Source organism: Flavobacterium daemonense, assembly GCF_007341385.1.
In the GTDB taxonomy this organism is placed as follows: Bacteria; Bacteroidota; Bacteroidia; order Flavobacteriales; family Flavobacteriaceae; genus Flavobacterium; species Flavobacterium daemonense.
In genome coordinates this window covers 58,620-82,866 of record NZ_VJYD01000014.1, presented here as the reverse complement: position 1 = coordinate 82,866, position 24,247 = coordinate 58,620, and the positions used below count along the sequence as shown (strand labels likewise).

General features: G+C 33.8%; 23 protein-coding genes. 15 read left to right on the top strand and 8 right to left on the bottom strand.

The window, feature by feature from the left end; all coding sequences use genetic code 11:
* Nucleotides 1-25: 25 nt before the first annotated feature.
* The 5 genes from FND99_RS16645 to FND99_RS16625 all read right to left on the bottom strand — a co-directional run bounded on the left by FND99_RS16645 (nucleotide 26) and on the right by FND99_RS16625 (nucleotide 5,951).
* On the bottom strand, nucleotides 26-2,782 hold the full coding sequence (locus tag FND99_RS16645) for a BamA/OMP85 family outer membrane protein (RefSeq protein WP_162615567.1): 2,757 nt from the start codon (nucleotides 2,780-2,782) through the stop codon (nucleotides 26-28).
* The gene (locus FND99_RS16640) at nucleotides 2,715-3,455 is read right to left on the bottom strand and encodes an isoprenyl transferase (protein WP_144339105.1); all 741 of its coding nucleotides are present in this window, start codon (nucleotides 3,453-3,455) and stop codon (nucleotides 2,715-2,717) included. The genes FND99_RS16645 and FND99_RS16640 overlap by 68 nt, the downstream gene beginning before the upstream one ends.
* 4 nt (nucleotides 3,456-3,459) lie before the next feature.
* Nucleotides 3,460-4,143, bottom strand: a complete 684-nt coding sequence (gene porG, locus FND99_RS16635) for a type IX secretion system protein PorG (RefSeq protein WP_144339060.1) — start codon at nucleotides 4,141-4,143, stop codon at nucleotides 3,460-3,462.
* A gap of 173 nt (nucleotides 4,144-4,316) precedes the next feature.
* Nucleotides 4,317-5,201 (bottom strand): NAD kinase, encoded by an 885-nt coding sequence (locus FND99_RS16630; protein ID WP_144339059.1) that lies wholly within the window; start codon nucleotides 5,199-5,201, stop codon nucleotides 4,317-4,319.
* Between the two features lie 90 nt (nucleotides 5,202-5,291).
* A complete protein-coding gene (locus FND99_RS16625; protein ID WP_144339058.1) occupies nucleotides 5,292-5,951 on the bottom strand; it encodes a CBS domain-containing protein in 660 nt (219 codons plus the stop codon).
* Between the two features lie 117 nt (nucleotides 5,952-6,068).
* On the opposite strand from FND99_RS16625, the gene FND99_RS16620 reads away from it, so the two are divergent.
* From FND99_RS16620 to clpX, 6 genes are all read left to right on the top strand, one after another.
* Entirely contained in the window at nucleotides 6,069-6,782 is a 714-nt protein-coding gene (locus tag FND99_RS16620; RefSeq protein ID WP_144339057.1) for a pyridoxine 5'-phosphate synthase, read from the top strand.
* 23 nt (nucleotides 6,783-6,805) lie between these two features.
* A complete protein-coding gene (locus FND99_RS16615; protein ID WP_144339056.1) occupies nucleotides 6,806-7,570 on the top strand; it encodes an alpha/beta fold hydrolase in 765 nt (254 codons plus the stop codon).
* 54 nt (nucleotides 7,571-7,624) lie between these two features.
* Nucleotides 7,625-7,969, top strand: a complete 345-nt coding sequence (locus tag FND99_RS16610; RefSeq protein WP_144339055.1) for a phage holin family protein — start codon at nucleotides 7,625-7,627, stop codon at nucleotides 7,967-7,969.
* 114 nt (nucleotides 7,970-8,083) lie between these two features.
* On the top strand, nucleotides 8,084-9,406 hold the full coding sequence (locus tag FND99_RS16605) for a trigger factor (RefSeq protein WP_144339054.1): 1,323 nt from the start codon (nucleotides 8,084-8,086) through the stop codon (nucleotides 9,404-9,406).
* A gap of 325 nt (nucleotides 9,407-9,731) precedes the next feature.
* Complete coding sequence (gene clpP / locus FND99_RS16600) at nucleotides 9,732-10,406, top strand: ATP-dependent Clp endopeptidase proteolytic subunit ClpP (RefSeq protein WP_144339053.1); 675 nt, start codon at nucleotides 9,732-9,734, stop codon at nucleotides 10,404-10,406.
* 185 nt (nucleotides 10,407-10,591) lie between these two features.
* Nucleotides 10,592-11,824, top strand: coding sequence for an ATP-dependent Clp protease ATP-binding subunit ClpX (gene clpX, locus FND99_RS16595; RefSeq protein ID WP_144339052.1), 1,233 nt, complete (start codon nucleotides 10,592-10,594; stop codon nucleotides 11,822-11,824).
* 231 nt (nucleotides 11,825-12,055) lie between these two features.
* On the opposite strand, the gene FND99_RS16590 is transcribed toward clpX, so the two are convergent.
* Entirely contained in the window at nucleotides 12,056-13,021 is a 966-nt protein-coding gene (locus FND99_RS16590; protein ID WP_144339051.1) for a GlxA family transcriptional regulator, read from the bottom strand.
* Nucleotides 13,022-13,161: 140 nt separating this feature from the next.
* Here FND99_RS16590 and FND99_RS16585 point away from each other — a divergent pair, with 140 nt between their 5' ends.
* The 7 genes from FND99_RS16585 to serB all read left to right on the top strand — a co-directional run bounded on the left by FND99_RS16585 (nucleotide 13,162) and on the right by serB (nucleotide 17,307).
* Nucleotides 13,162-13,572, top strand: a complete 411-nt coding sequence (locus FND99_RS16585) for a VOC family protein (protein ID WP_144339050.1) — start codon at nucleotides 13,162-13,164, stop codon at nucleotides 13,570-13,572.
* A 23-nt stretch (nucleotides 13,573-13,595) separates the two neighbouring features.
* Nucleotides 13,596-14,000: an SRPBCC domain-containing protein gene (locus tag FND99_RS16580; protein WP_144339049.1), complete on the top strand. Its 405-nt coding sequence runs from the start codon at nucleotides 13,596-13,598 to the stop codon at nucleotides 13,998-14,000.
* 51 nt (nucleotides 14,001-14,051) lie between these two features.
* Nucleotides 14,052-14,456 (top strand): SRPBCC family protein, encoded by a 405-nt coding sequence (locus FND99_RS16575; protein ID WP_144339048.1) that lies wholly within the window; start codon nucleotides 14,052-14,054, stop codon nucleotides 14,454-14,456.
* Between the two features lie 129 nt (nucleotides 14,457-14,585).
* The gene (locus FND99_RS16570; protein ID WP_144339047.1) at nucleotides 14,586-14,993 is read left to right on the top strand and encodes a VOC family protein; all 408 of its coding nucleotides are present in this window, start codon (nucleotides 14,586-14,588) and stop codon (nucleotides 14,991-14,993) included.
* 2 nt (nucleotides 14,994-14,995) lie between these two features.
* Nucleotides 14,996-15,436 (top strand): SRPBCC family protein, encoded by a 441-nt coding sequence (locus FND99_RS16565; RefSeq protein ID WP_144339046.1) that lies wholly within the window; start codon nucleotides 14,996-14,998, stop codon nucleotides 15,434-15,436.
* A gap of 45 nt (nucleotides 15,437-15,481) precedes the next feature.
* Nucleotides 15,482-15,916 (top strand): VOC family protein, encoded by a 435-nt coding sequence (locus FND99_RS16560; protein WP_144339045.1) that lies wholly within the window; start codon nucleotides 15,482-15,484, stop codon nucleotides 15,914-15,916.
* 161 nt (nucleotides 15,917-16,077) lie between these two features.
* Nucleotides 16,078-17,307, top strand: a complete 1,230-nt coding sequence (gene serB / locus FND99_RS16555) for a phosphoserine phosphatase SerB (RefSeq protein WP_144339044.1) — start codon at nucleotides 16,078-16,080, stop codon at nucleotides 17,305-17,307.
* A gap of 250 nt (nucleotides 17,308-17,557) precedes the next feature.
* Here the strand turns inward: serB and FND99_RS16550 are convergent, their stop codons facing one another.
* Nucleotides 17,558-19,066: a GH3 auxin-responsive promoter family protein gene (locus FND99_RS16550; protein WP_144339043.1), complete on the bottom strand. Its 1,509-nt coding sequence runs from the start codon at nucleotides 19,064-19,066 to the stop codon at nucleotides 17,558-17,560.
* Between the two features lie 248 nt (nucleotides 19,067-19,314).
* Between FND99_RS16550 and FND99_RS16545 the strand changes: the two genes are divergently transcribed.
* Complete coding sequence (locus tag FND99_RS16545) at nucleotides 19,315-20,109, top strand: DUF2797 domain-containing protein (RefSeq protein ID WP_144339042.1); 795 nt, start codon at nucleotides 19,315-19,317, stop codon at nucleotides 20,107-20,109.
* Between the two features lie 250 nt (nucleotides 20,110-20,359).
* The gene (locus FND99_RS16540) at nucleotides 20,360-21,406 is read left to right on the top strand and encodes a glycosyltransferase family 9 protein (protein WP_144339041.1); all 1,047 of its coding nucleotides are present in this window, start codon (nucleotides 20,360-20,362) and stop codon (nucleotides 21,404-21,406) included.
* A gap of 177 nt (nucleotides 21,407-21,583) precedes the next feature.
* Here FND99_RS16540 and FND99_RS16535 read toward each other — a convergent pair whose 3' ends face one another.
* On the bottom strand, nucleotides 21,584-24,184 hold the full coding sequence (locus tag FND99_RS16535; protein WP_144339040.1) for an AsmA-like C-terminal region-containing protein: 2,601 nt from the start codon (nucleotides 24,182-24,184) through the stop codon (nucleotides 21,584-21,586).
* Between the last annotated feature and the right edge of the window lie 63 nt (nucleotides 24,185-24,247).

The following is a 24,247-nucleotide window of genomic DNA, read 5'->3' as shown; positions in this document are numbered from 1 at the left end:
TTTTTAACCAAACGCCAATAATTGACTAAAATTGTTGTCCAATGATGAAATGGGTTTCCCAACCATTTGCTTTATTGGTAACAGATCCAGGAAGCGCGTCGAAACCGTAACCAAAATCAATTCCTAATAATCCAAATGCTGGCATGAATACACGTAAACCTACACCTGCAGAACGGCTCAAATCAAACGGATTGTAATCCTTAAATGTTGGATAAGACGCACCTGCTTCTAAGAATGTCAACGCATAAATTGACGCTGATGATTTTAGTGTAATAGGATAACGAAGCTCCATTGAGAACTTGTTGTAAATTGTTGCTCCAATTTGCTGACCAGCAGTATTGGTAGGAGTCAACGATCCGTTAGGATAACCTCTTAAACCAATAGTTTCTCTACCGTCCATTGAGTATTGTGCCATACCGTCACCACCTAAATAGAAACGCTCAAATGGTACTACACCTCTTGCTTGATCATAAGCTCCTAAGAAACCAAATTCTGTCAGAGTTCTTAAAACTAATTTACCATAAATTTTTGTATACCAGTCTGCTTTGAATTTAATTTTGTAATATTCCAACCAGTTGTATTTCTTTTGATCGACTTTTGCTACATCTGTGTCAGCACTTGCATAATCAGATCCAACACTTACATATGGTGGTGAACCATTCACACTAGTAGCTGCTTTTACATAGTCACCTGTGTTTAATGGCTGGCCATCTGCTCCAGATGTTGGTGCTCCAGTATATTGTACTTTGTATTCTTTTTGGTTTCCTAAATCAGAGTAATTAATTCCATTAAATAATGAATATGGAGGCGTTACTTTTGCTGAAATACTAAATTCCGAACCATATGTAGGGAAGATAGGGTTTACACCTTTGTTGCTTCTTGAAAGTCCAATTGTATAAGCAAGGTTTCGAGATGCTCCATTACCAAATGTAAATAATCCAGTATAATAATTGTTCAAATCATAGTGCTGATAACTTACAGATTGTGATAATACAAAGAAGTCATCAGGTACGGTTAAACGTTTTGCTAAACCAACTTGAACTGTAAAAATATTAAAACTTTTGCTTTTGTCAACCGTTCTTGTAACGTAATTATTGTTAAATTGTTTGCTGTAAGAGATCGCCGAATTAAATTGTACTGGTTTCTTTCCTCCAAACCAAGGCTCAGAGAATGACAAACTATAAGTCTGGAAATAAGTACTTCCTTGCAAACGAAGTGCTACTTTTTGACCATCTCCCATTGGAAGTGGTTTGTATGACTCCTTATTAAATATATTTCGTGCTGAGAAGTTATTGAATGAGAGACCTAAAGTTCCAATGAAACCTCCACCGCCGTAACCTCCTTGAAGCTCAACCTGGCTAGATCCTTTTTCAACAAGCTGATACTCGATGTCAACAGTTCCCGCTCCGGCATCAACATTTCTAAATTCAGGTTTGATAGATTCTGGATCAAAGAAACCTAATTGACCAATCTCACGAATTGTTCTTACCAATTCGTCTTTACTGTATTTGTTTCCAGGTTTAGTTCTTAACTCACGGTAAATTACATGGTCATTTGTTTTGTCGTTACCTGTAACATATATTTTGTTGAAATAAGCAATTGGACCTTCAGTTACTCTAATTTCAAAATCAATTGTATCGTTTGCTGTTTTTACCTCTACTGCATTAATATTAGAGAACAAATAACCATTGTTTTGGTATAAGTTCGTAATATCTTCTGCGTCTGGTTTTGTTTTGTCTGCGATACGTTTTTCAAGAAGAACACCATTATAAGTTTCTCCTTTTTTGATTCCTAAATAACGGTGTAAAAGCTGATCAGAATAAACGGTGTTTCCTAAGAATTTAATATTTCCAAAGTAATATTTGTTTCCTTCTTCAACATTAATTTTAATAGCAAGCATGTTTTTTTGCTTATTGTAGGTGACAGAATCGTAAATAATACGAGCATCGCGATACCCTTTTTCTTTATAAGCAGCTATGACTTTTTCTAAGTCGGTTTTATATTTTTCAGGAATAAATTTTGATGCTTTTAAAACGCGGAACACATTTTTTTGTTTCGTGTCTTTCATTGCTGCTCGCAATTGAGTATCAGTAAGTTTTGTATTGCCAATGAAGTCAATACTGCTGATCTTGACCTTGTCGCCCTTGTCTATTCGGACAAGCATATTTACCTGATTTCCTGCAGTTGTGTCAGGTGTATTTGTAATAGTAACTTTTGTATTATAGTAGCCTTCTTTTTTATATTTATTTTCAATATAATTTTTTGTAGTTGTAATCAAGTTTTCATTGACAATTTTGCTTTTTGTCAAATTATTATCCTTGATAAGTGCTTCGATCTTGCTTTTCTTGACACCCACAATCTTGACTTCATTTAACTTAGGAAGCTCAACAATGTTCAAATCTAGATAAATACTGTCGTTATCAACTTTATTGATATAAAAAGCGATTTCGTCAAAAAGGCCAAGTTTGCCTAATTTTTTGATAGCACTACTAATTTCTTCACCAGGAACGGTTATTTCCTGTCCTTTTTGAAGGCCAGAAAACGTAACTACGGTTTGTTCATTGAAGCTTATTTTACCAACAACAGAAACTTTAGCAAGAATATATTTTTTTCCTTGATCAAAAGGAACTCGATCTTGTGCTTTAATTTGTGAAAAACTACCCAAAAGTAGTAGGGTAAGGACTATTTGTACTCTTTTTTGTAACACTAAAAAATTATTTAATTTGTTCACTGGTTTTTCCAAATCTACGTTCTCTTTTTTGATAACTAATGATAGCCTCATATAAATCTTGATCTTTAAAGTCTGGCCACAAGACATTCGTAAAATACAATTCTGCATAGGCTATCTGCCATAGCAAAAAATTACTTATTCTATGTTCTCCACTTGTTCGTATTAATAAATCTACGTCTGGTAAATTTTGCGTGTAAAGATGCTCATTTATAATTGAATCGTCAATAGTGTCTAATGAAATTATATTATTTTTAACTTTATCGCTGATGATTCTCACGGCATTTACCAATTCTTCTCGTGATCCGTAGCTTAAAGCCAGTGTCAGCGTAAGGCGCGTGTTGTTTTTCGTCTTATCGATAACGTCTAAAAGTTCTTTTTGGGCTGTTTTTGGTAATTTATCAAGATTGCCAATTGCATTAAGTCTGATATTATTTTCTTGTAATGTAACAAGTTCCTTTTTTAAGGAATTGATTAATATCTTCATTAATGCTTCGACTTCTAATTTTGGACGATTCCAATTTTCTGTCGAAAAAGCGTATAAGGTTAAGTATTCAATGCCTAATTTGGCACAAGTAGTAATGGTTTTTTTAACTGATTTTGTTCCATTTTCATGACCAAAAGCACGTAAAAATCCTTGTTGTTTCGCCCAGCGACCATTTCCGTCCATAATAATGGCCAGATGTTTGGGTAAGTTTGAGCGGTCTATAGAGTCTAGTAAATTCATTGTATTATTCTGCGCAATAGCAAGGTTTTTTCCCAAAGGTATACGTTAAAGTAATTCCGGAGAAGACATACCAATCGTTGTTATTTAAATTTCCAAACCGCAAATTCGAAAAATTGCTGTTAGACGGATTGCTTCCGTCAATGTTATCTGTAAAAGTATAGCGAGCGCCAACTTCTGCACCTATCACAAAATGCGGCGTTACGTTTGATTTTATTCCCAATGTCATTGGAATGGCAAAAGAACCTGCATCTCTGTCCTTTCTTGTAACTCCTCCGCTAATGTATAACTCATCATAAAAAAACGCACTTAAACCTGTATATATATAAGGTGTAACTTTTGTATGATAATCATGCAAATTGAAATCGAAAAAATTAAATTCTATACCAGCTGAAAACTCTTTAACTTTGTTTTCAAAACTGTAGCCTCTTTTGTTTCTTCCAGATTCATCAGAGTCTTTATCATTTCCAGAAACGTTTGATTGTGTGTAAGAGAAGCGATAAGCATGTCTCGGGCTCTTATTCCATTTATACAATACACCAAAAGCCAGTTTTTCTGGATTGATATAAGTAGTACTTCCTACGTCTCCAACAAAGTTGCTTCCACCAAGAAAAACACCAATCTCATTGATTTGAGCATTTAGTGTAATAAAGGGGAAAAAACATAACAATAAATTAAAAATTTTCTTCATTTAATTCAAAATTGCGTGCAAATATAATAATTATCAATACGAATCAACGTTGCTTTGATTAAATGTGCTTTTTTTTCAATTTACAATATGATTTTGAGACATTTAATGCGGATTCGATACATGCAGAACGAGAAAAAGTAGCATTATCGTATAGCTGGCCGTCAGAAAAAGACTTAATTTCTTTTGTCTTCTCCCCAAAGCAATTTATTTCTTAAAGTTTTGAGGAAAGTTTCTCCCGGAATCTCTACCATTTTGATTTTGTAATCTGTTTTTTTGATTTTAAGGACCGATTCATTTTTGACAGAAGAAATTCTCGAGTCCAAAGAAACCAAATATTGGTCTTCTCTTCCTGAAACTCGCAATGTTATTTCGGTATCATCTGGAATAACAAGCGGCCTTGCTGTTAAATTGTGCGGCGCAATAGGGGTAATTACTAAGCTTTTTACATCTGGCGTTAAAATGGGTCCGCCACAACTTAATGAATAACCAGTTGAGCCGGTCGGCGTAGAGATGATCAAGCCGTCTGCCCAGTATGAATTTAAATATTCGTTGTTCAGGTAGGTTTCAACTGTAATCATCGAAGTAGTGTCTTTACGGCTGACAGTAACTTCGTTCATTGCAAAATTTAGTTCTTCAAATGCTTCGTTTTTAGGTTCAGAAGTCAGTCCTAATAAAGTACGTTCCGATGTTGTGTAATTTTGATCAATAACAAACTGCAATAAACTATCAATATTTTCTTTTTGGACTTTGGCCAAAAAACCTAATCTTCCCGCATTTATTCCTAATAATGGCACGCCTGAATTTCGAACAAAAGCAGCAGATCTTAAAACCGTTCCATCACCGCCAATACTTATCAGCATTTCAAAACTATTGTCTAGGATTGTATTTGACGAAAATGTTTTGTAATCTTTTTTTACGAGCTGTTTTTCATAAAGCATCTGCAAAAAGTTTTCTTCAATAACGATTTCAACATTGTTTGAAGTAAAAAACAAGAAAATGTCTTTTATAATAGGCTCGGTGCTGTTTTGATAATATTGTCCGTAAATGGCTATTTTCATCTGCTGTTTAATCGATTTTTTGTTTAATTGTTTAATCGTTAATTTTTTTTGTCAAAACGATTAAACGATTAACCGATTCAACAAATAATGCTAAATATTAAGGTATTTGTCTAAATAATCAGAACGTTCTTTTAAACTATTGATGTATGCATCTTCTTGATGCTCAGAAATGATTTCGTAATTGTAACGTCTAAAAGTCTGGATGATTTCATTCATTGGCCCAACACCAATTTTTACGGTAATTTGTACATTTTCTAAATCAGTTTCAGATATAAAACAGCCAAGAATTTTTCCGTTATTGCTTTCTACAATTTGAGTTACCTGCCCCATAGAATAATCCAAAAGCCCTTTTTGAACGATAATAATACCGCCTTGTTCTTTTAAAAATGGAGTTTCCTGAAAGAATCGCATGATGTCTTCCATTTCATAATAACCGATATAGCTATTGTTTTCATCTAATACCGGAATAGTATTAGTGTGGTTTTTTGCAAAAACTTCTAGAACATCAAGCCAGATCATTGATTTTCGAGCAAAAAAACGCTCCAAAGTATATTTGTAATCAATTGCTTTTTTGTCTGTATCAAAAGTTTCAATATCATCAGAAGCAATACTTCCAATGAAAATTCCGTCTTCCAGAACAGGGAAATGCGAAAAGTCAACATCAGCAAAAAAGTCCTGAACAGATGCTATCGTTTCCTGACTGTCAATCGCTCTGAAATCATTGGTGATATAGTTTGTAATTTCTGTCATAAATCAATTGAAGATATTTCCTTGCAAAATAATCAAAAAATACCAAAAACTGCTACGTTTTACTTTGTATTTTTGTCGTAACAAATATAGTGTTACTAGAATTAATTATCTATTTATATGACAAAGTTAAGTGTAAATATCAATAAAATTGCAACCTTAAGAAATGCTCGAGGCGGAAATGTACCTGATTTATTAAAAGTAGCGACCGATATTCAAAAATTTGGCGCACAAGGAATCACCATTCACCCGCGTCCAGATGAGCGCCACATTCGTTATCAGGATGCACGTGATTTAAAAGCAATTGTTACTACCGAATATAATATCGAAGGAAATCCGCAACATAATTTTATTGATTTGGTTTTAGAATGCAAGCCGGATCAGGTGACATTAGTTCCAGATGCTATTGGCGCAATTACATCTTCTGCAGGCTGGGATACGATAAAAAACCAAGCATATTTGACGGAGGTTATTCAGGAATTTCAAAGAAACGGAATCAGAACTTCGATTTTTGTTGATCCAGTTTTAGAAATTATCGAAGGTGCCAAAAAAACTGGAACCGACAGAATTGAATTGTACACAGAAGCTTTTGCACATCAGTACGAATTAGGAAATAAAAACGGAATTGAGCCTTACACTAAAGCTGCAGAATTGGCTAACGAATTAGGTTTAGGAATTAACGCTGGACATGATTTGAGTTTGGATAATATTCAGTTTTTCAAACAAAATATTCCTGGATTATTAGAAGTTTCTATCGGACACGCATTGATTTCGGAAGCGCTTTACCTTGGTTTGGATAATGTAGTTAATATGTATTTGAATAAATTGAAGTAAATCTTCAGGATAAAAAATAATTTATGTTGTACTCAAAAATAGAAGGCGAAGGGAAACCTTTCGTTATCATGCACGGTTTTCTTGGGATGTCTGATAATTGGAAAACACTTGCCGGACAATATGTCGAAGCCGGATTTCAAGTTCATATTTTAGATTTAAGAAATCACGGACGAAGCTTTCATTCTGATGAATGGAGTTATGAAGCAATGGTTCAGGATGTTTTTGAATATTGCCAGGCAAATAATTTGACAAGAATAGACATTCTTGGACATTCAATGGGCGGAAAAGTAGCAATGCTTTTTGCAACAACACATTCGGAAATTGTAGACAAACTGATTGTGGCTGATATTGGTCCGAAATTTTACAAACAGCATCATCAAGATATTTTGGACGGATTAAATGCGGTTGATTTTTCGGTAAAACCAAGTAGAGCTGATGTTGAGTCAATTGTAGCGCAATATGTTCCTGATTTTGGAACAAGACAGTTTCTGTTGAAAAATTTATATTGGAAGGAGCCAGGGCAATTGGCTTTTAGATTTAATTTAGAAGTTTTCAATAATAATCTTGACGCTATCGGAAAACCTCTGGCAGAAGGTTTAGTCTTTAATAATCCAACATTATTTATAAGAGGAGGGGAATCTGGATACATTTTAGATTCAGATATTGATGCCATAAAAGAGCATTTCCCTAATTTAAAATTAGAAACTATTCCGAATGCAGGACATTGGCTTCATGCCGAAAATCCTAAAATGTTTTTTGAGCTGACAACTGCATTTTTGAAAGAGTAATTATTTTTGATAAAAATTTTATTACTTTTAAATAAATTTTAAATCTGAAAAACTATGAAATTAATACTTAGACTTTTAGTTACTGCGGCCTTGGTTTTACTAATTGCTAAATTTCTACCTGGTGTAGTTGTTACCAGTTTTGGAACGGCTATAATTGTTGCGGTAGTTTTAGGATTGCTTAATATTTTTATAAAACCTATTTTGGTTATTTTGACATTGCCGGTAACATTTATTACGCTTGGTTTATTTTTGCTTGTTATAAATGCCATAATAATTTTGCTTTGTACAAATATTGTAGGCGGTTTTAAAGTCGATTCGTTCTGGACAGCATTAATTTTCAGTATTATTTTGTCTCTTCTTCAGTCTATTACTTATAAAATACTAGGAGACGATAAATAAAAAACAAATGAGCAGATTAAAACTGCTTCAAATACAATAGATTAAAAACTTGGTTGGGTTGCAAAAATTTTATAATTTTGCAACCCAATTTTATTATGTAAATTAAAGAAGAAGATGGATATTAAAAGAGTAGCAATAGACGCTGTAAACGAGACAATTGTGATGAACGTTGTTCACATGGATTATAAAGGTCAAGTAGCAAAAAGAATTAACGAAAAAATGCCTTTAGCGCAAGTAAAAGGATTTAGAAAAGGCGCTGTGCCTAAAGATCTTGTTGAAAAACAATACGGAAAAGCTATTAAGCAAGAAGAGATCAAAAAAGTAGTTGATTTAGCTTTAGAGCGTTTTATTCAATCTGAAAGATTAAATCTTTTAGGAACTCCTCTTGCTAAAGTAAACGAAAATTTTAACTGGGATGCTGAAGAATTGACTTTCGAATACGAAATTGGTTTAGTGCCAAACTTCGAAATTGATCTTGAGGCTAAAAACAATATCGTAAAATATATCGTTACTGCTGATGATAAATTAATCGACGGACAAGTTGAGCGTATCCAAAAACAATTCGGTAAAGCAATTCCTCAAGATAAAGTTGAAGCTGATTCAGATTTAACTGGAACTTTCACAAACGAAGAAAAAGGAATCAACAATACAACTACAATTTCTGTATCTACATTCAACAAAAAAGCTGGAGATAAATTCATCGGTAAAAAAGTTGGAGATGTTGTAACAGTAAGCACAAAAGGTTTATTTGAAGATGATCACCAATTAATGGATTACTTAAAAGTATCTCATGATGATGTTCACGGTTTAGATATCGAAGTAAACTTTACAATTGAAGCAATCAACGGTGCTGAATTGGCAGAATTAAACCAAGAATTATTCGACAAACTTTTTGGTGAAGGTAAAGTAGCTTCTTTAGAAGATTTAAAATCTAAAATTAAAGAAGATGCTGAAGCACAATTCGCGCAGCAAGCTGACCAAAAATTATTATTAGATGTTCAAGATTTCTTGATCGAAAACACAAAATTTGATTTGCCAGCTGAGTTCCTTAAAAAATGGTTGCAAACTGTTGGAGAGAAAAAATTAACTGCTGAAGAAGCTGAAGTTGAATACGCAAGATCTGAAAAAGGTTTACGTTTCCAATTAATCGAAGGAAAAGCAATGGCTCAAAGTAATATTCAAATTACATTTGAAGATTTGAAAGAGTTTACTTCTGGTGCTATCAGACAACAAATGGCTCAATTTGGACAAACAAACCCAACTGAAGAAGAAGTTCAAGGAATCGTGGCTAGAGTTTTATCTAACCAAGAAGAAGTGAAAAGACTTTCTGAGCAAGTTGTAGCGGCTAAATTGTTAGATTTATTCAAAGAAAAAGCAAATCCAACAACTAAAGAAGTTACTTACGAAGAATTTATTGCTGCTTCTTACGGAGAATAAATTTAAGTCTGAAAGTCAAAAGTCATATAGTCGAAAGTTAAGAAGTATACTTTTTAAAAATTAAGATTTTATTACAGAAACTGAAAGATAAAAATAATTATATTTGAACGTCAATGGAAGTTTTTCTTCTGTTGACGTTCTTTTTTTGTTTCAGGTTTCGTTGGTAAAAGTTTTTTGTAAAAAAAACTTAGAATCTTAGTGCCTTAGAATCTTAGCATCTTAAAAAAAGAAGACAAATTGACATCCTTTATAAAAAGGTATGAACTTTGTTAAATTCGTTTAGGTCAATTTCTGACTTTAGACTTTTCAACTTTAAACTAAAAATATGAACTACGGTAAAGAATTCAAAAAATTTGCTACAAAGCACCAAGGAGTAAACGCAATGTACTATGACAAAATCGTAGCAGCGATGAACCCAACAAACATGACTCCATATATTATCGAAGAGCGTCAGTTGAATATTTCTCAATTGGATGTGTTCTCAAGATTAATGATGGACAGAATTATCTTTTTAGGAACAGGTATCGACGATCAAATCGCTAATATCGTTCAGGCTCAGTTATTATTTTTAGAAAGTGCTGATGCAACAAAAGATATTCAGATTTACTTAAACTCTCCTGGAGGAAGTGTTTATGCAGGTTTAGGAATTTATGACACTATGCAATACATCAAGCCAGATGTTGCTACAATTTGTACAGGAATGGCGGCTTCTATGGGAGCAGTTTTATTATGTGCAGGAGCAGCAGGAAAACGTTCGGCTTTGCCACATTCTCGCGTAATGATTCACCAGCCATCTGGAGGAGCACAAGGTGTTGCAACAGATATGGAAATCAACTTACGTGAAATGCTGAAATTAAAAGATGAATTATACAACATCATTTCTCACCATTCTGGTCAGACTTTCGACAAAGTTCACAAAGACAGTGAGCGCGATTACTGGATGAAAGCTGATGAAGCAAAAGAATACGGAATGATTGATGAAGTTTTGAGAAGAAGCTAAAAAAGTTTTATTTGTTTCAAGTTTCAGGTTTCAGGTTTGCTATTGTTAACTTGAAACCTGAAACTTGAAACCATTTTTTTAGACTTGAAACAAAAACAAAAAGAGTTAAGAAGTTACTAAGTTTTTGAGGTTTTAGTAAAAAGTCTCTAAAACTTAGTAACTTTGCAGCTTATAACGAAAAAAGAATGGCTAAAGTAGTATTAGAATGTTCGTTTTGTGGAAGAAAAAAGCCAGAAACTAATTTATTGATTGCTGGTATCAATGCACACATTTGTGACAAATGTATTGAACAAGCGCACGGAATTGTATTAGAAGAATTAAAATCAAGCGGAAGCGCGAAATTGGTTGGTGATTTAATTTTAAAGAAACCAAAAGAAATCAGAGCTTTTCTTGATCAATATGTAATTGGGCAAGACCAGACAAAAAAAGTAATGTCGGTTGCGGTTTACAATCACTACAAACGTTTAATGCAACAGCAATTAGACGATGAAGTTGAGATTGAAAAAAGCAACATCATTATGGTAGGTCAAACTGGAACAGGAAAAACATTGGTAGCAAAAACAATTGCAAAAATGTTAGACGTTCCGTTGGCAATTGTTGATGCAACTGTATTGACAGAAGCTGGTTACGTAGGAGAAGATGTTGAAAGCATTTTAACTCGTTTGCTTCAAGCTGCAGATTATGATGTAACCAAAGCAGAAAGAGGAATCGTATTTATTGACGAAATTGATAAAATTGCCCGTAAGAGCGATAATCCGTCAATAACGCGTGATGTTTCTGGTGAAGGTGTTCAACAAGCTCTATTGAAATTATTGGAAGGAACAATTGTAAACGTACCGCCAAAAGGAGGACGTAAACATCCAGACCAAAAATTTGTTGAGGTAAATACTCAAAATATCTTGTTTATTGCTGGTGGTGCTTTTGACGGAGTTGAACGTATTATTTCGAAACGTTTGAATCGTCAGGCTGTTGGATATTCGACTTCTAAAAATGTTGATAATATCGACAAAGACAATTTACTGCAATATATTATTCCAAAAGATATTAAAGATTTTGGATTGATTCCAGAAATCATTGGTCGTTTGCCGGTTTTGACACACATGGATCCTTTAGATAGAGAAACATTGCGTGCCATTTTAACACAGCCTAAAAATGCATTGGTAAAACAATATCAAAAATTATTTTTAATGGATGATGTTGAATTCAGTATTACGGATGAAGCGTTGGATTTTATTGTAGATAAAGCGTTAGAGTACAAACTAGGTGCACGTGGATTGCGTTCGCTTTGCGAGGCAATCTTGACAGATGCGATGTACGAACTTCCAAGTTCAGATGATAAAGTTTTATCTATCGATAAAGATTATGCAGAACATACTTTGAGTAAAAACTTATTGAAGCGAATGGAAATTGCTTCGTAAAAAATGCGAAATAACTTTGTCAAAGTTTTAAACTTTGACAAAGTTCAATTATAGAAACCTGTTTATTTATTTGAACAGGTTTTTTTGTTTTTTGGAATTATGAAAATAAAAAGTCCTTGATAGCCCTGATCGAAACGGCATCCTTTTGTTGTGGGGTTCACAACAAAAGATATAGTGGAGAGCAGGACTAAAGGTAATTTTGAAAATGAATCGATCTGCTCCTGAGAAAAATTACTGAACCCTAAATTTCTCTCTATATTCAACTGGCTTCATCCCAACCATTTTATAAAATACTTTTCGGAATGCTTTTGGGTCGTTGTAGCCTGTTTTTTCGATAATTTCTGAAATCGAAAGTTGGGTTTGTTCCAAATATTTTTTGGAGCTTTCAACTCTTATATTTTGCAGGTATTCAATTGGCGGAATTCCGGTTACTTGCTTAAATCGGCGCGTCATATTTCTGGCACTTGTTGGAATATCTTTGATAATTTCTTCCAGTTTTTCAATTGTATGATACTGACTTTCGATTTTTTGCTGCAACATAGCAACCAGAGCGTCGTTGTGCAAATGATTGGGTCTAAACGTGCTGAAATAGCTTTGTTTATATCGGTTTAAGTCAATTGAGAAGATTTTTGCAATTTGAACGGCAATTTCGTTTCCGCAATATTTTTGAACGAGCAACACCAACAAATGAAATGATGAGGTAGAACCGCCGCTTGTGTAAAGGCTTCCATCGGCAGTTAAGGTTTCTTCGGGTTTTAATTTCACTAACGGAAATGCTTTTGTAAAAGCGCTGCAAGCATCGACATGCGTGGTGGCGAGTTTTTCGTTCAGCAATCCCGAAGCGGCAAACAAAAAGGCGCCCGTGCAAAAACTGGCTAATTCGGCTCCAGATTGATGCTGTTTTTTTAACCACGGAATAAAATCTTTGTTCTTTGCGATCATTTCGCTCATATTATCGGTGGTAAAAGCCGGAATCAAAATGAGATCCAGATCAATATTTGAAGTTTCGATAGGTTGAACATTGTATCCAAATACTTGTTCATTAGTGATTTGTCCTGCCAATTGAAAAAGCATGATTTCAAAAGGTTTTTCAGATTGTGGACTAAGCTTGTTGGCTGTTTCAAAAACTTCTAAAATCGCGGCTATACTTAATAATTTATAGTCGTGTGGTACGATTAAACCTGTTTTCTTGCTCATGACTTGTTGTATTTGAAAGATTTGCAATCTTACAAAAGTAAGTAAAATGTCTCAAATGACCCTAAAAATGACTTTTATTAGCATTTTTAAGTAATCTTAAAAAATTAAATTTGTTTTAATTAATTCGTAATTTTATCAAGATGAAAACAAAAATCTTCTTAAATCTTCCTGTAAAAGATTTAAATAAAGCGGTGTCTTTTTATAATGGTTTAGGTTTTTCGACCAATCCAAAATTTACAAATGATAAGGCAGCTTGTATAGTAATTGACGAAAATATATTTGTGATGCTTTTGGTAGAAGAGTTTTATCAAACATTTACCAAGAAGCAAATTTGTGATGCGACTACCACTAGCGAAGTGCTTATTTCAATTTCTCTGGACTCTCGTAAACAAGTAGATGAAATGATAGAAAAAGCTATTAAAGTAGGTGGAGTGGATTATGTTCCGGCAAAAGATTATGGTTGGATGTATCAAAGAACTTTTTTGGATTTAGACGGACATCATTGGGAGATATTTTATATGGATGAAGCTCAGATTCCGCAAATGGGATAATTTTTTAATTAAATATCTAAAATATGATTACTGTCCAAAATACAATAGAAGCATCAATTGATAAAGTCTGGGAATTTTGGACTTTGCCAGAACATATTCAAAACTGGAATACCGCTATAGATAATTGGTACACGCAAAATGCCGAGAATGATTTGAGAGTTGGGGGGAAATTTAAGTACAAAATGGCTCAAAAAGATGGAAATGCAAGTTTCGATTTTGACGGGATTTATACAAAAATCGAAAGTCTTTCCTTAATTGAATACAAACTTAATGATAACAGAATAGGAAGTGTTCATTTTGAAAAAACAGATAATAAAGTAAAAATCATCGAAGTTTTTGAACCGACAAAAGAAGACTCAGAAAGTATGCAGAAAGAATGGTGTCAAACTGTTATTGATAATTTTAAAGCGTACGTCGAAAATAATTAAACCTTATTTCAAGTTGAAAAGGTAAATTCATAAAAAATAATCTTATAAATAATGATCACAGTACAAACAACAATCAAGAATACAATAAACAAAGTTTGGGAATTTTGGAACAAACCTGAACACATTACAAAATGGGCTTTTGCATCTCCAGAATGGCATGCACCACGAGCAGAAAATGATTTAAAAGAAGGCGGGAAATTTTCGACCACTATGGCGGCGAAAGATGGCAGTATGAGTTTTGATTTTTGGGGCGAATATACTTTGGTGAAACAAAATGAAGCGATCAACTATACAATGGGTGATGGAAGAAAAGCTGAAATTATCTTTAAAGAAGTTCCTGAAGGCGTTCAGATTATAGAAAGTTTTGATCCAGAAACAGTAAATCCGGAAGAAATGCAACGTGGAGGATGGCAGGCAATTTTGGATAATTTTAAAAATTACGCCGAAAACAATTAATTGCTTTTTGTTGAGGTTCAAAGTTGCAAAATCGCAGAGGTTCAAAGTCAATTAACTTAAATAACTTATATCACTTATATGGTTTAAAAAAAGAATAATTATCTAACAAAAAACAAAAAAAAACTAAAAATGACAAAACAAATATGGTTGAATCTTCCTGTAAAGGATGTAGCAAAAGCGAAAGATTTTTTCTGGAAAATTGGTTTTTCGTTTAATGAACAGCATGATACGCCAAGTTCGACGTGCATGGTTGTGGGTGAAGGACACTTTGTTGTAATGCTTTTTGAAGAATCGCTGTTTTCTAGTTTTTCTCAAAATGCTATTATTGACACCAACTCTGGTTCAGAAGTTTTGATTTCGATCGATGCAGAAAGCAGAGAAGAAGTAAACGAATTGGCAGAAAAAGTCAAAGAAGCCGGCGGAACTGTTTTTGCGCCACCTGCAGAAAGCCAAGGCTGGATGTACGGCTGCGGATTTGCAGATTTAGATGGACACCGCTGGAACGTTTTGTTCATGGATTTTAGTAAATTGTCGTAATCATGGAAACATTAGAATTTAAAATCAGAATTAAAGCCCCAGCGCAAAAGGTTTGGGATGTTTTATGGGAAGATGAAACGTATAGAAAATGGACAAGTGTTTTTTGTGAAGGATCTTATACCATAACCGACTGGAATGAAGGTGATAAAGTGCATTTTATGTCACCAAACGGAGAAGGAATGTATAGTGTAATTGAAACGAAAATTCCGAACGAATATATGGCCTTTAAGCATTTAGGTGAAATAAAAGATTTTAAGGAACAGCCTCTTACAGAAGAGATAAAAAAATGGAGCGGTGCAATGGAAACGTATCGATTAATTCAAGATGATGAATTTACAGATTTGATCGCTCATACTGATTCAGTTGAGAAATATGTTGATTATTTCAAAGGTGTTTTTCCTAAAGGGCTCGAAGTAGTAAAACAATTATCAGAAGAAAATTAAAACAAATACAAGAAATTTATAATTAACAATTAATAAAATAAAATCATGGCAGCAATTAATCCTTATTTACTGTTTAACGGAACTTGCGAAGAAGCATTCCAGTTTTACAAATCAGTTTTTGGTGGAGAATTTCCATATATCGGAAAATTTAAAGATGCTCCTGCAGAAGAAGGCAGCGCGCCGCTTTCTGAAGCAGACGCAAATAGAATTATGCACGTTTCACTTCCAATTGGAAATACAGTTTTGATGGGAAGCGATACACACCCAAAATTCGGAGATGTAGGGTTTGGAGATAATTTCTCTATTTCAATCAACACAGAAAGCACTGAAGAAGCAGATAGAATTTTCAACGGACTTTCGGCTGGCGGAAAAGTCGAAATGCCTATGAACAAAACTTTTTGGGGTGCTTATTTCGGAATGTTTAAAGACAAATTCGGGGTAAACTGGATGGTAAACTTTGATGAAAATCCTCCAGCGTAAGAATACAAAAGTTAAGTTATTGTAATAGCGGAACATATTTGTTAAATTACTTAAAAAAGCGCATGAATATGCGCTTTTTGTTTGCAAAAAAAACAAAGATTATTCTTTTTTATCAACGAGAGATTGCCGATTTTTGTCGCTTCAAAATCAATAAAGAAAAAATGGCGATAGAGGATAAAGAAATTATTTTATTAAAAGTTTCAGGACACGATAAAATAGGGGTTACGGCAGGTTTGACCGCCGTATTGGCGGCTTATGATGCTAATATTTTAGATATTGGCCAAGCCGATATTCACGATACACTTTCTTTGGGGATTTTGTTCGAAATTGCTGCCGGTTCTTCTTCGGCACCCGTTTTAAAAGACTTGTTGTTCAAAGCTTACGAACTGGAAATTAAAGTAAAATTTATTCCAATTTCTATAGAAGATTACGAAACATGGGTAAAATCACAATCAAAACAACGCTACATTATCAATATTTTAGGCGAAAAACTGGCAGCTTCTCAATTGGCAGCCGTCACAAAAATAATGTCAGATCAAAACCTGAATATTGATTCCATTATACGATTAACAGGCAGAACTTCTATTGTTGAAAAAGAAGAATATCCACGTTCTTGTATTCAATTATCTGTAACGGGCGAAATTGTAAATAAAATTGTCATGACGGCAAGTTTTATGGAAATTTCACGAACTTTAAATGTCGATATTTCATTCCAAGAAGATAATATCTACAGAAGAAACCGCCGTTTGGTTTGCTTCGATATGGATTCGACTTTGATCCAAACAGAAGTTATCGACGAGTTAGCGGAACTTAATGGAGTAGGCCCGCAGGTTAGAGCCATCACAGAATCGGCTATGAACGGCGAAATTGATTTCAATGAAAGTTTCAAAAAACGTATGGCTTTGCTTGAAGGTTTAAGCGAAGAGGTACTTCAAAAAGTTGCCATCAATTTGCCAATTACACAAGGTGCCCACCGTTTAATGAAAGCGTTGAAATATTACGGATACAAAACAGCAATTCTTTCTGGAGGTTTCACTTATTTCGGAGATTATCTTCAAAAAGAACTCGGAATCGATTATGTCCATGCTAATCAGCTAGAAATCAAAGATGGAAAACTAACGGGTAAATATTTAGGCGATATCGTAGATGGACAAAAGAAAGCCGAATACCTAAAAGCAATTGCAGAAAAAGAAGGGATTCACATCAACCAAACCATTGCAGTTGGTGACGGTGCAAACGATTTGCCAATGCTAAATTTAGCCGGCTTAGGAATCGCTTTCCATGCAAAACCAAAAGTAAAAGAAAGCGCTTCAACGTCAATTTCAAGTTTAGGTCTTGATGGCGTTTTATATCTTTTAGGATATCACGATCGATATATTGATATGATGTAAAACTATTGTCACCCTGAGCGAAGTCGAAGGGCTTTCACAACGAAAAGGGCTTCGACTTCGCTCATGACAACGCATTTTTGTCATTTCGATCCCGAGGCTTCGGGAGAGAAATCACACAAGAAACTCGACAAAGATTGGCAACATTCTACATGGAATTTCTTGTGCGATTTCTCCCTTCGGTCGAAATGACAAACTAAAAGTTTAAAACTTAATTCGTGCTAATTCGTGAAATTCGTGGCAAACAAAAATCCTACATCTCCTTCAACTGTTCCAAATAATCCCTCTGGTTAGAAAGTCTCGGAATCTTATGCTGACCACCAAGTTTATCTCTTTCCTTCAACCAATCATAAAATAAATTCTCGCGAGCGACATTAATCACTAGCGGATTTAAAGTCATATTATTGTAACGTTTCGCTTCGTAATCAGAGTTTAAAGTTTGTAGAGTTTCGTCCAATACTTTTTGGAAAAGACCAACATCAGCCGGTTTTTTCTTGAATTCGATCATCCATTCATGGGCGCCTTTTTCTTTGTCATGCATAAAAATAGGGGCAACAGTATAATCGATTACTTCGGTTTGGGTAACCTGACACGCTTTTGCAATTGCCTGATCAGTGTTTTCGACCATTAATTCTTCGCCAAAAACATTAATATGATGTTTTGTTCTTCCTGTAACTCTAATTCTGTACGGATTTAAAGAGGTAAAACGAACGGTGTCGCCAATCAAATAACGCCACAAACCAGAATTTGTCGTAATAACAATTGCGTAGTTTTTATTCAGTTCAACATCAGCCAAACGAATTGCTTTTTGATTTGGAGTTCCAAAAGTATCCATCGGAATAAATTCGTAGAAAATTCCATAATCCAGCATCAGCAATAAATCGCTGGAATAATTCAAATCCTGAATGGCAAAAAATCCTTCAGAAGCATTGTAAATTTCGTAGTATTTAAAATCTGAACTTGGCAAAATTTTCTTGTATTGCTCTTTATAAGGAGAGAAACTTACGCCTCCGTGAAAATAGACTTCAAGATTTGGCCAAAGTTCCAATAAATGTTGATTGCCAGTATTCTCTAAAACCTTATTCATTAAAACCAGCATCCACGACGGAACACCAGCAAAACTAGTCACATTTTCGTTTTTAGTTTCATTTATAATTGCAGCAATTTTACTTTCCCATTCACTCATAAGCGACGTTTTGCTACTCGGCGTACTGCTGAATTCTGCCCAAATTGGCATGTTTTCAATTAAAATTGCCGATAAATCACCAAAGAAAGTATTGTTGTTTTCATAAATTTGAGAACTTCCGCCTAAGCGAAGACTTTTTCCTAAAAACAATTCTGAATCTTCATTGTTGTTCAAGTAAAGACATAATAAATCCTTGCTTCCCTTATAATGGCAATCTTCTAGCGCTTCGTTGCTTACCGGAATAAATTTGCTTTTAGCATTGGTAGTACCGCTCGATTTGGCAAACCATTTTATAGGAGTTTCCCAAAAAACGTTTTGTTCGCCTTGTCGCGTGCGTTCAATTAAGGGCTGTAACTCTTCGTACGTTGAAATCGGAACTCTTTCTGTAAACGTCTTGTATGAATTTATCGATTCGAAATCATACTTTTTACCCACTATCGTATTTTCTGATGCAGCCAATAAATTATGCAACAGTTCTTCTTGGACTTCACTCGGATATTTTAGAAAAAGTTCTATTTGGTGTATCCTCTGTTTAAGGACCCAAGATGCGAAAGAGTTGATGATAGATACAGGCATGAGTGAATTTTAGATTTTTTAGATTGCTTATTTTAGATTTTCGATCTTGCCTTTTCCGCAAAATCAAGAAATTTAAAATTTGAATATCAACAGACAAACATTAACTTTGTCATCTTATCAAAAATAGTATTTTTTTGTAAAAAAAACCACTCTATTTTGCGTAAAGATTCTAATTAAATTGAATTTTAGCACAAATTTAAAACTCAGAGAAGCAAAACGAAATCAAGAAATCTTCAATCAAAAATACAATGACTTATCAAGGCGTACTAACAAAAATGCAGACAGAAATGGGAAATCCAATTCAATATTATTTGGTTTTCGAAGATAGTTTCTTAAGTATGAACCAATTATTGAATAAAGAGATTGAGATAAATTTTGCTGGTTTTCAATGCTTGAATTGTGGCAAAAAGAAAAAAATATACCGACAAGGTTTTTGTTACGATTGTTTTTATTCAAGCGCTGCAGTTGGCGATTGGATTATGCGGCCAGAATTGAGTACGGCGCATTTAGGAATTGCAGACCGCGATTTAGAATACGAGTCTCAAGTGCAATTACAACCACATATTGTTTATTTGGCTTTTTCGACGGAAGTAAAAGTAGGAGTGACAAGAAAAACTCAAGTTCCAACAAGATGGATTGACCAGGGCGCAACTCAGGCAATTTCTATCGTTGAGGTTCCAAACCGATATTTAGCCGGAATTACCGAGGTTGCACTAAAAGATCATTATACAGATAAAACCAACTGGAGAAAAATGCTTCAGTGCACAACAGAATCTTGTGATTTGATATTTGAAAAATCAAAAGTTGAAAGCTTAATTCCTGCTGAGGTCAAAGACTATTTTTATAGTCAGAAAAACGATGTTTACGAATTAAATTATCCGGTTTTAAGTTATCCTGCAAAAATCAACAGTTTGAATTTAGATAAAACACCTTCATTTCAAGGTAAACTTGTTGGAATCAAAGGACAATATCTCTTGTTCGAAAACGGAACTGTTTTTAACGTTCGCGGTTCCGAAGGTTATGTTGTTACCATAAACGTCTAGCATAAATAGCGTTTCGTCTATTCATTTTAAGCACCCGTATATAATTCAAAAAAAAGCGATAGAATCATTGTATTTTCGGCGTTTTTTAAGATAAAGGGTGTGAATTTTGTTAAATTTATTTACAATATTGTAATATTTACTTATTCAAAGAATTTATATTTAAGGAATATTTAACTTATATTTGATTTGTTTAATACCACTTTCAAATTAAATAAAGTAAAAACTTTTTTAATTCTAAAAACAAAAATGAATGAGTAACTTAAAAAAGGTTAACGGATTCAGGCGCAATATAATGCGTAGTTTAACCAAAAATATTGGCCGTTCTGATATGCAGAAGAGCGGGCAAATTGACAAAAACGAAATCAAAAAAGTGCTTATTTCCAGACCCAATAAAAGACTTGGAAACTTGCTTTTAATTTCGCCACTCATTCAGGAAGTCACAGAAACATTTCCTAATTGTAAAATTGATTTATTTGTTAAAGGCGGACTAGCTCCAATTGTTTTTGAAAACTACAAAAGCATCGATAAAATAATAAGCTTGCCTAAAAAGCCTTTCAACGAATTAATCAAATATTTGAAAGTGTGGACATTGATTAAAAAACAAAACTATGATGTTGTAATCAATGTCGATCAGAATTCGTCATCGGGACGTTTGGCGGTAAAGTTTTCAAGTGCAAAATTCAAAATTTTTGGAGACCTTCCAGAAAATGTAAAAGTTCCTGATGATTACGATCATATTGCAAAATACCCCGTTTATAATTTTAGATATGCTTTGAGCCAATTTGGTGTTGAAGATAAAAAAGAGCCAGTTGCACTTATTGATCTAAAATTATCTGCTGATGAAATTGCAAAGGGAAAAACAATTTTGAACGGAATTGTCGATGAAAATAAAAAATCGATTGCCATATTTACTTTTGCAACCGGAGAAAAATGTTATCAGGTAGAATGGTGGGAAGCATTTTACGCCGCTTTGAAAAAGGAATACGAACCTGAATATAATGTTTTTGAAATTTTGCCTGTTGAAAATGTTTCTCAAATAAATTTTCAAGCACCTTCATTTTACAGCAAAGATGTACGCGAAATAGGTTCAGTAATGGCAAATTCTGCTGTTTTTATTGGTGCGGACAGCGGTATTATGCATTTGGCTAGCGCTTCAAAAGTACCAACCGTTGGTTTGTTTTCAGGAGCAAATATGAAAAAATACGAACCATACGGAAATAACAGTATTGGTGTTGATACCAACACAAATGGAATTCCTGATTATATACAAATCATAAATTCGATTTTAAAGAAATAAGATATCTAATATTTACAAAGTAATGTCATTTCGACCGAAGGGAGAAATCACACTAGAAATTCCTCAAGGCTTATCGCCAATCTTTGTCGAGATTCTAGTGTGATTTCTCCCTTCGGTCGAAATGACAAAAAAAAAGCTATCCCAAAAGGACAGCTTTTTTTCTAAGAATTATTTTCATTAGTTTTTCTTCTTAAACAACCCATTCAGCAAGTCGCTTGCTTTTTTAGTTACTTCTTGAGTTTTTTGCTCTTTTTCGGTTTTTGCCGCTTGCGTTGTATCTTTTGCTTTTGTGTTTTTGTTGATTAAATCAGTTAAAGCAGCAGTACCTTTCTGTGTTAATTTTTCTTTTTGCTGACTTGCCACTTGAGATGCCAAATTGCTAACAGCTGCTTTCATATCCGTGCTGATTTTTGGATTAGAAAAATTACCCGTAATCATAGCGTTGATCGGAATGTTTTCCAGTTTTGCAGCATCGGCAGGAGACATCTTAGCAATAAAAGCATTTGCTTCGCTACCTAAATATTTAGCCGGAACGTCAAATTTTAAATTATAATTCATTGTTTGATCAAAACCGTGAGTTCCGCCAACAGTTACTTTAATATCTTGGTATTTAATGTCAAATGGTTTTACGTTCACTTTTCCGTTTTCAAAAGTCAAAGCCGCTTTAATATCATTTAAATTCACCTTGTTCATATCAATAAATTTAATGTTTGAACCAAGTGCATTTAATAACGTCGAGTTTTTGGCATTAATAGTACTTGAAAGCAATTGGCCAAGCAAATCTCCAGAAATAGATTTTAGATCTGGCGTCAATTCATTTGCATCCAAATTTCCATTTAATTTTATAGTCGAATTTAATTTTCCATTGATGATTCCTGCAATTGGAGCAATTTTTTTCATCATTTCAAGTTGCGTAAAAGTCTGCGCAATATCAACTTGATTGAAACCTAAATTCATATCAAAAGTCGGAACTTTTTCTTTAGTCGAAACAGCTCCCGTCAAACCGATTGTTCCTCCAAAAATAGATGTTTTGAAGTTTTCTAAAATCGCTTTTTCATCTTTAATAATCAATTTTCCAGAAACATCTTTTAGTTTTAAATTGTCGTATAAAACAGTTGTTGCTTTTGCATTTAAAGTACAATTTAAGAAAGCTGGAATTTTCATTGCCTCAGCTGGTTTCGCTGCTGTTTTTGTTTCTTCTTTTGCAGGTTCGCCGGTCGTCATAAAATCATCAACCGCTAATTGATTTGAGCTCATATTGAAGTTTCCTCTTAATTCCTGTTTTTTGAACATGAAACCATAGAAGTTTTCTAAAATTCCGTTGATGGCAATATCACTTTTTCCTGTAGTAGCATTAAATTGTTTCAAGTTAATTTTACTCGGATTAAATTCAACTTGCGCAATGCTGATGTTCATCGATTTATTGTTTTCATCAGTATATTTAAATCCTGACAAACTCATTGTACCCGCATTTTTTATGTTTTGATACTGACTTTTTTCAACAGAAGCCATATCAAAATTCGTAGTAACATCCGCTTTTAAAATACCAGCAAGCGGTTTGTCCATTTTAATAGGATAGGCTTTTGAAAGATTAGCCAAATTGATCGTTCCTTTTAAAGCCGCGTCAATAATAGGATTGACAGTAATATTTTTAATATTCGCTTTAGCGCTAAAAACATCTTGATCAATTCTGAAAGTAAGTTTGTCTAAATTTACGTAGGTATCATTTAGAATTCCTGTTTCGTTGATGATTTTTGTATCGATTACGATATTCTGAACCGATTTAGGCAAGTTCGGATATTGAAATGAACCGTTGTTTGATGCAATAGCAATATTAAATTTTGGAACCGTTGTATCTGTCAATTCTCCTTTTGCAAAACCGGAAACGGTAAAATCTCCAGTTGTTTTTACACCTTCTAAACCTGCTGCATAAGCTGAAGGAATTAAACCTAAGAAGTTTGTAAACGAAGATGTTGGCGTTTTGAATTTTAAATCATAAATCTGAGCTTTGTCCGCCATCTGAATGAATCCGTCAAACTCTAAAGGCAATTGGTTGATTAAAGCTTTATTTTCTTTAAAAGTATATTTGCTCTTTTCAAGATCAATTCCTAAAACAGCGTCTAAAGTCAGTTTTACATTTTTCATGTAATTGATTTTATCCATATCCAAGGATACTTTTGCAGTAGATTTTGTAGTTAAATCTAATTTTGAATTGGTGAAATCTCCAGTTCCTTCGTGATTCAAGCTGTCAATTACCATTTTGATTTTAGATCCTTGGTCAATATATCTGAAGGTGAAATTTTCTATTTTATAATTTTGAATTTTTAACGACAGTGGTTTGCTGTTGTCGTCTTTCTTTTCTTCTTTTTTGTCTTTTAAAGCAATATCAAAGTTTCCAACGCCGTCTTTGTTGAAAATAATATTGATCAAACCATTTTCAGAAGTAATTCCTTCAATGCTTAAAGGTTCGTCTTTTCCTTTAAAAAGCTCTTTAATGCTCATTTTCAGGTTCAATTGTCCCAATGAAACTAAAGTATCGCCTTCAAATGGTGCTTTGTTGATAATGACCAATTTTTCGATTCCAACCGCAGCATTCGGAAAGTTTCTGAATAAGCTTAAATCGGCGTCAGCAAAACTCACTTTGGCATCAACACTTTCATTGATTGCGTCTGCTATTTTTGCTTTGATTTGGTCCTTAAAGAAGTAGGGAATGGCAAATAATGCGGCCACAAAAACCACAATAACAATGGCGGTTACTTTTAAAATTTTCTTTAACATATTTATAGATTTGAGGGTTTACTTAAAATCAGGTATTGCAAAAATAACTTTTTTTGCCACAGT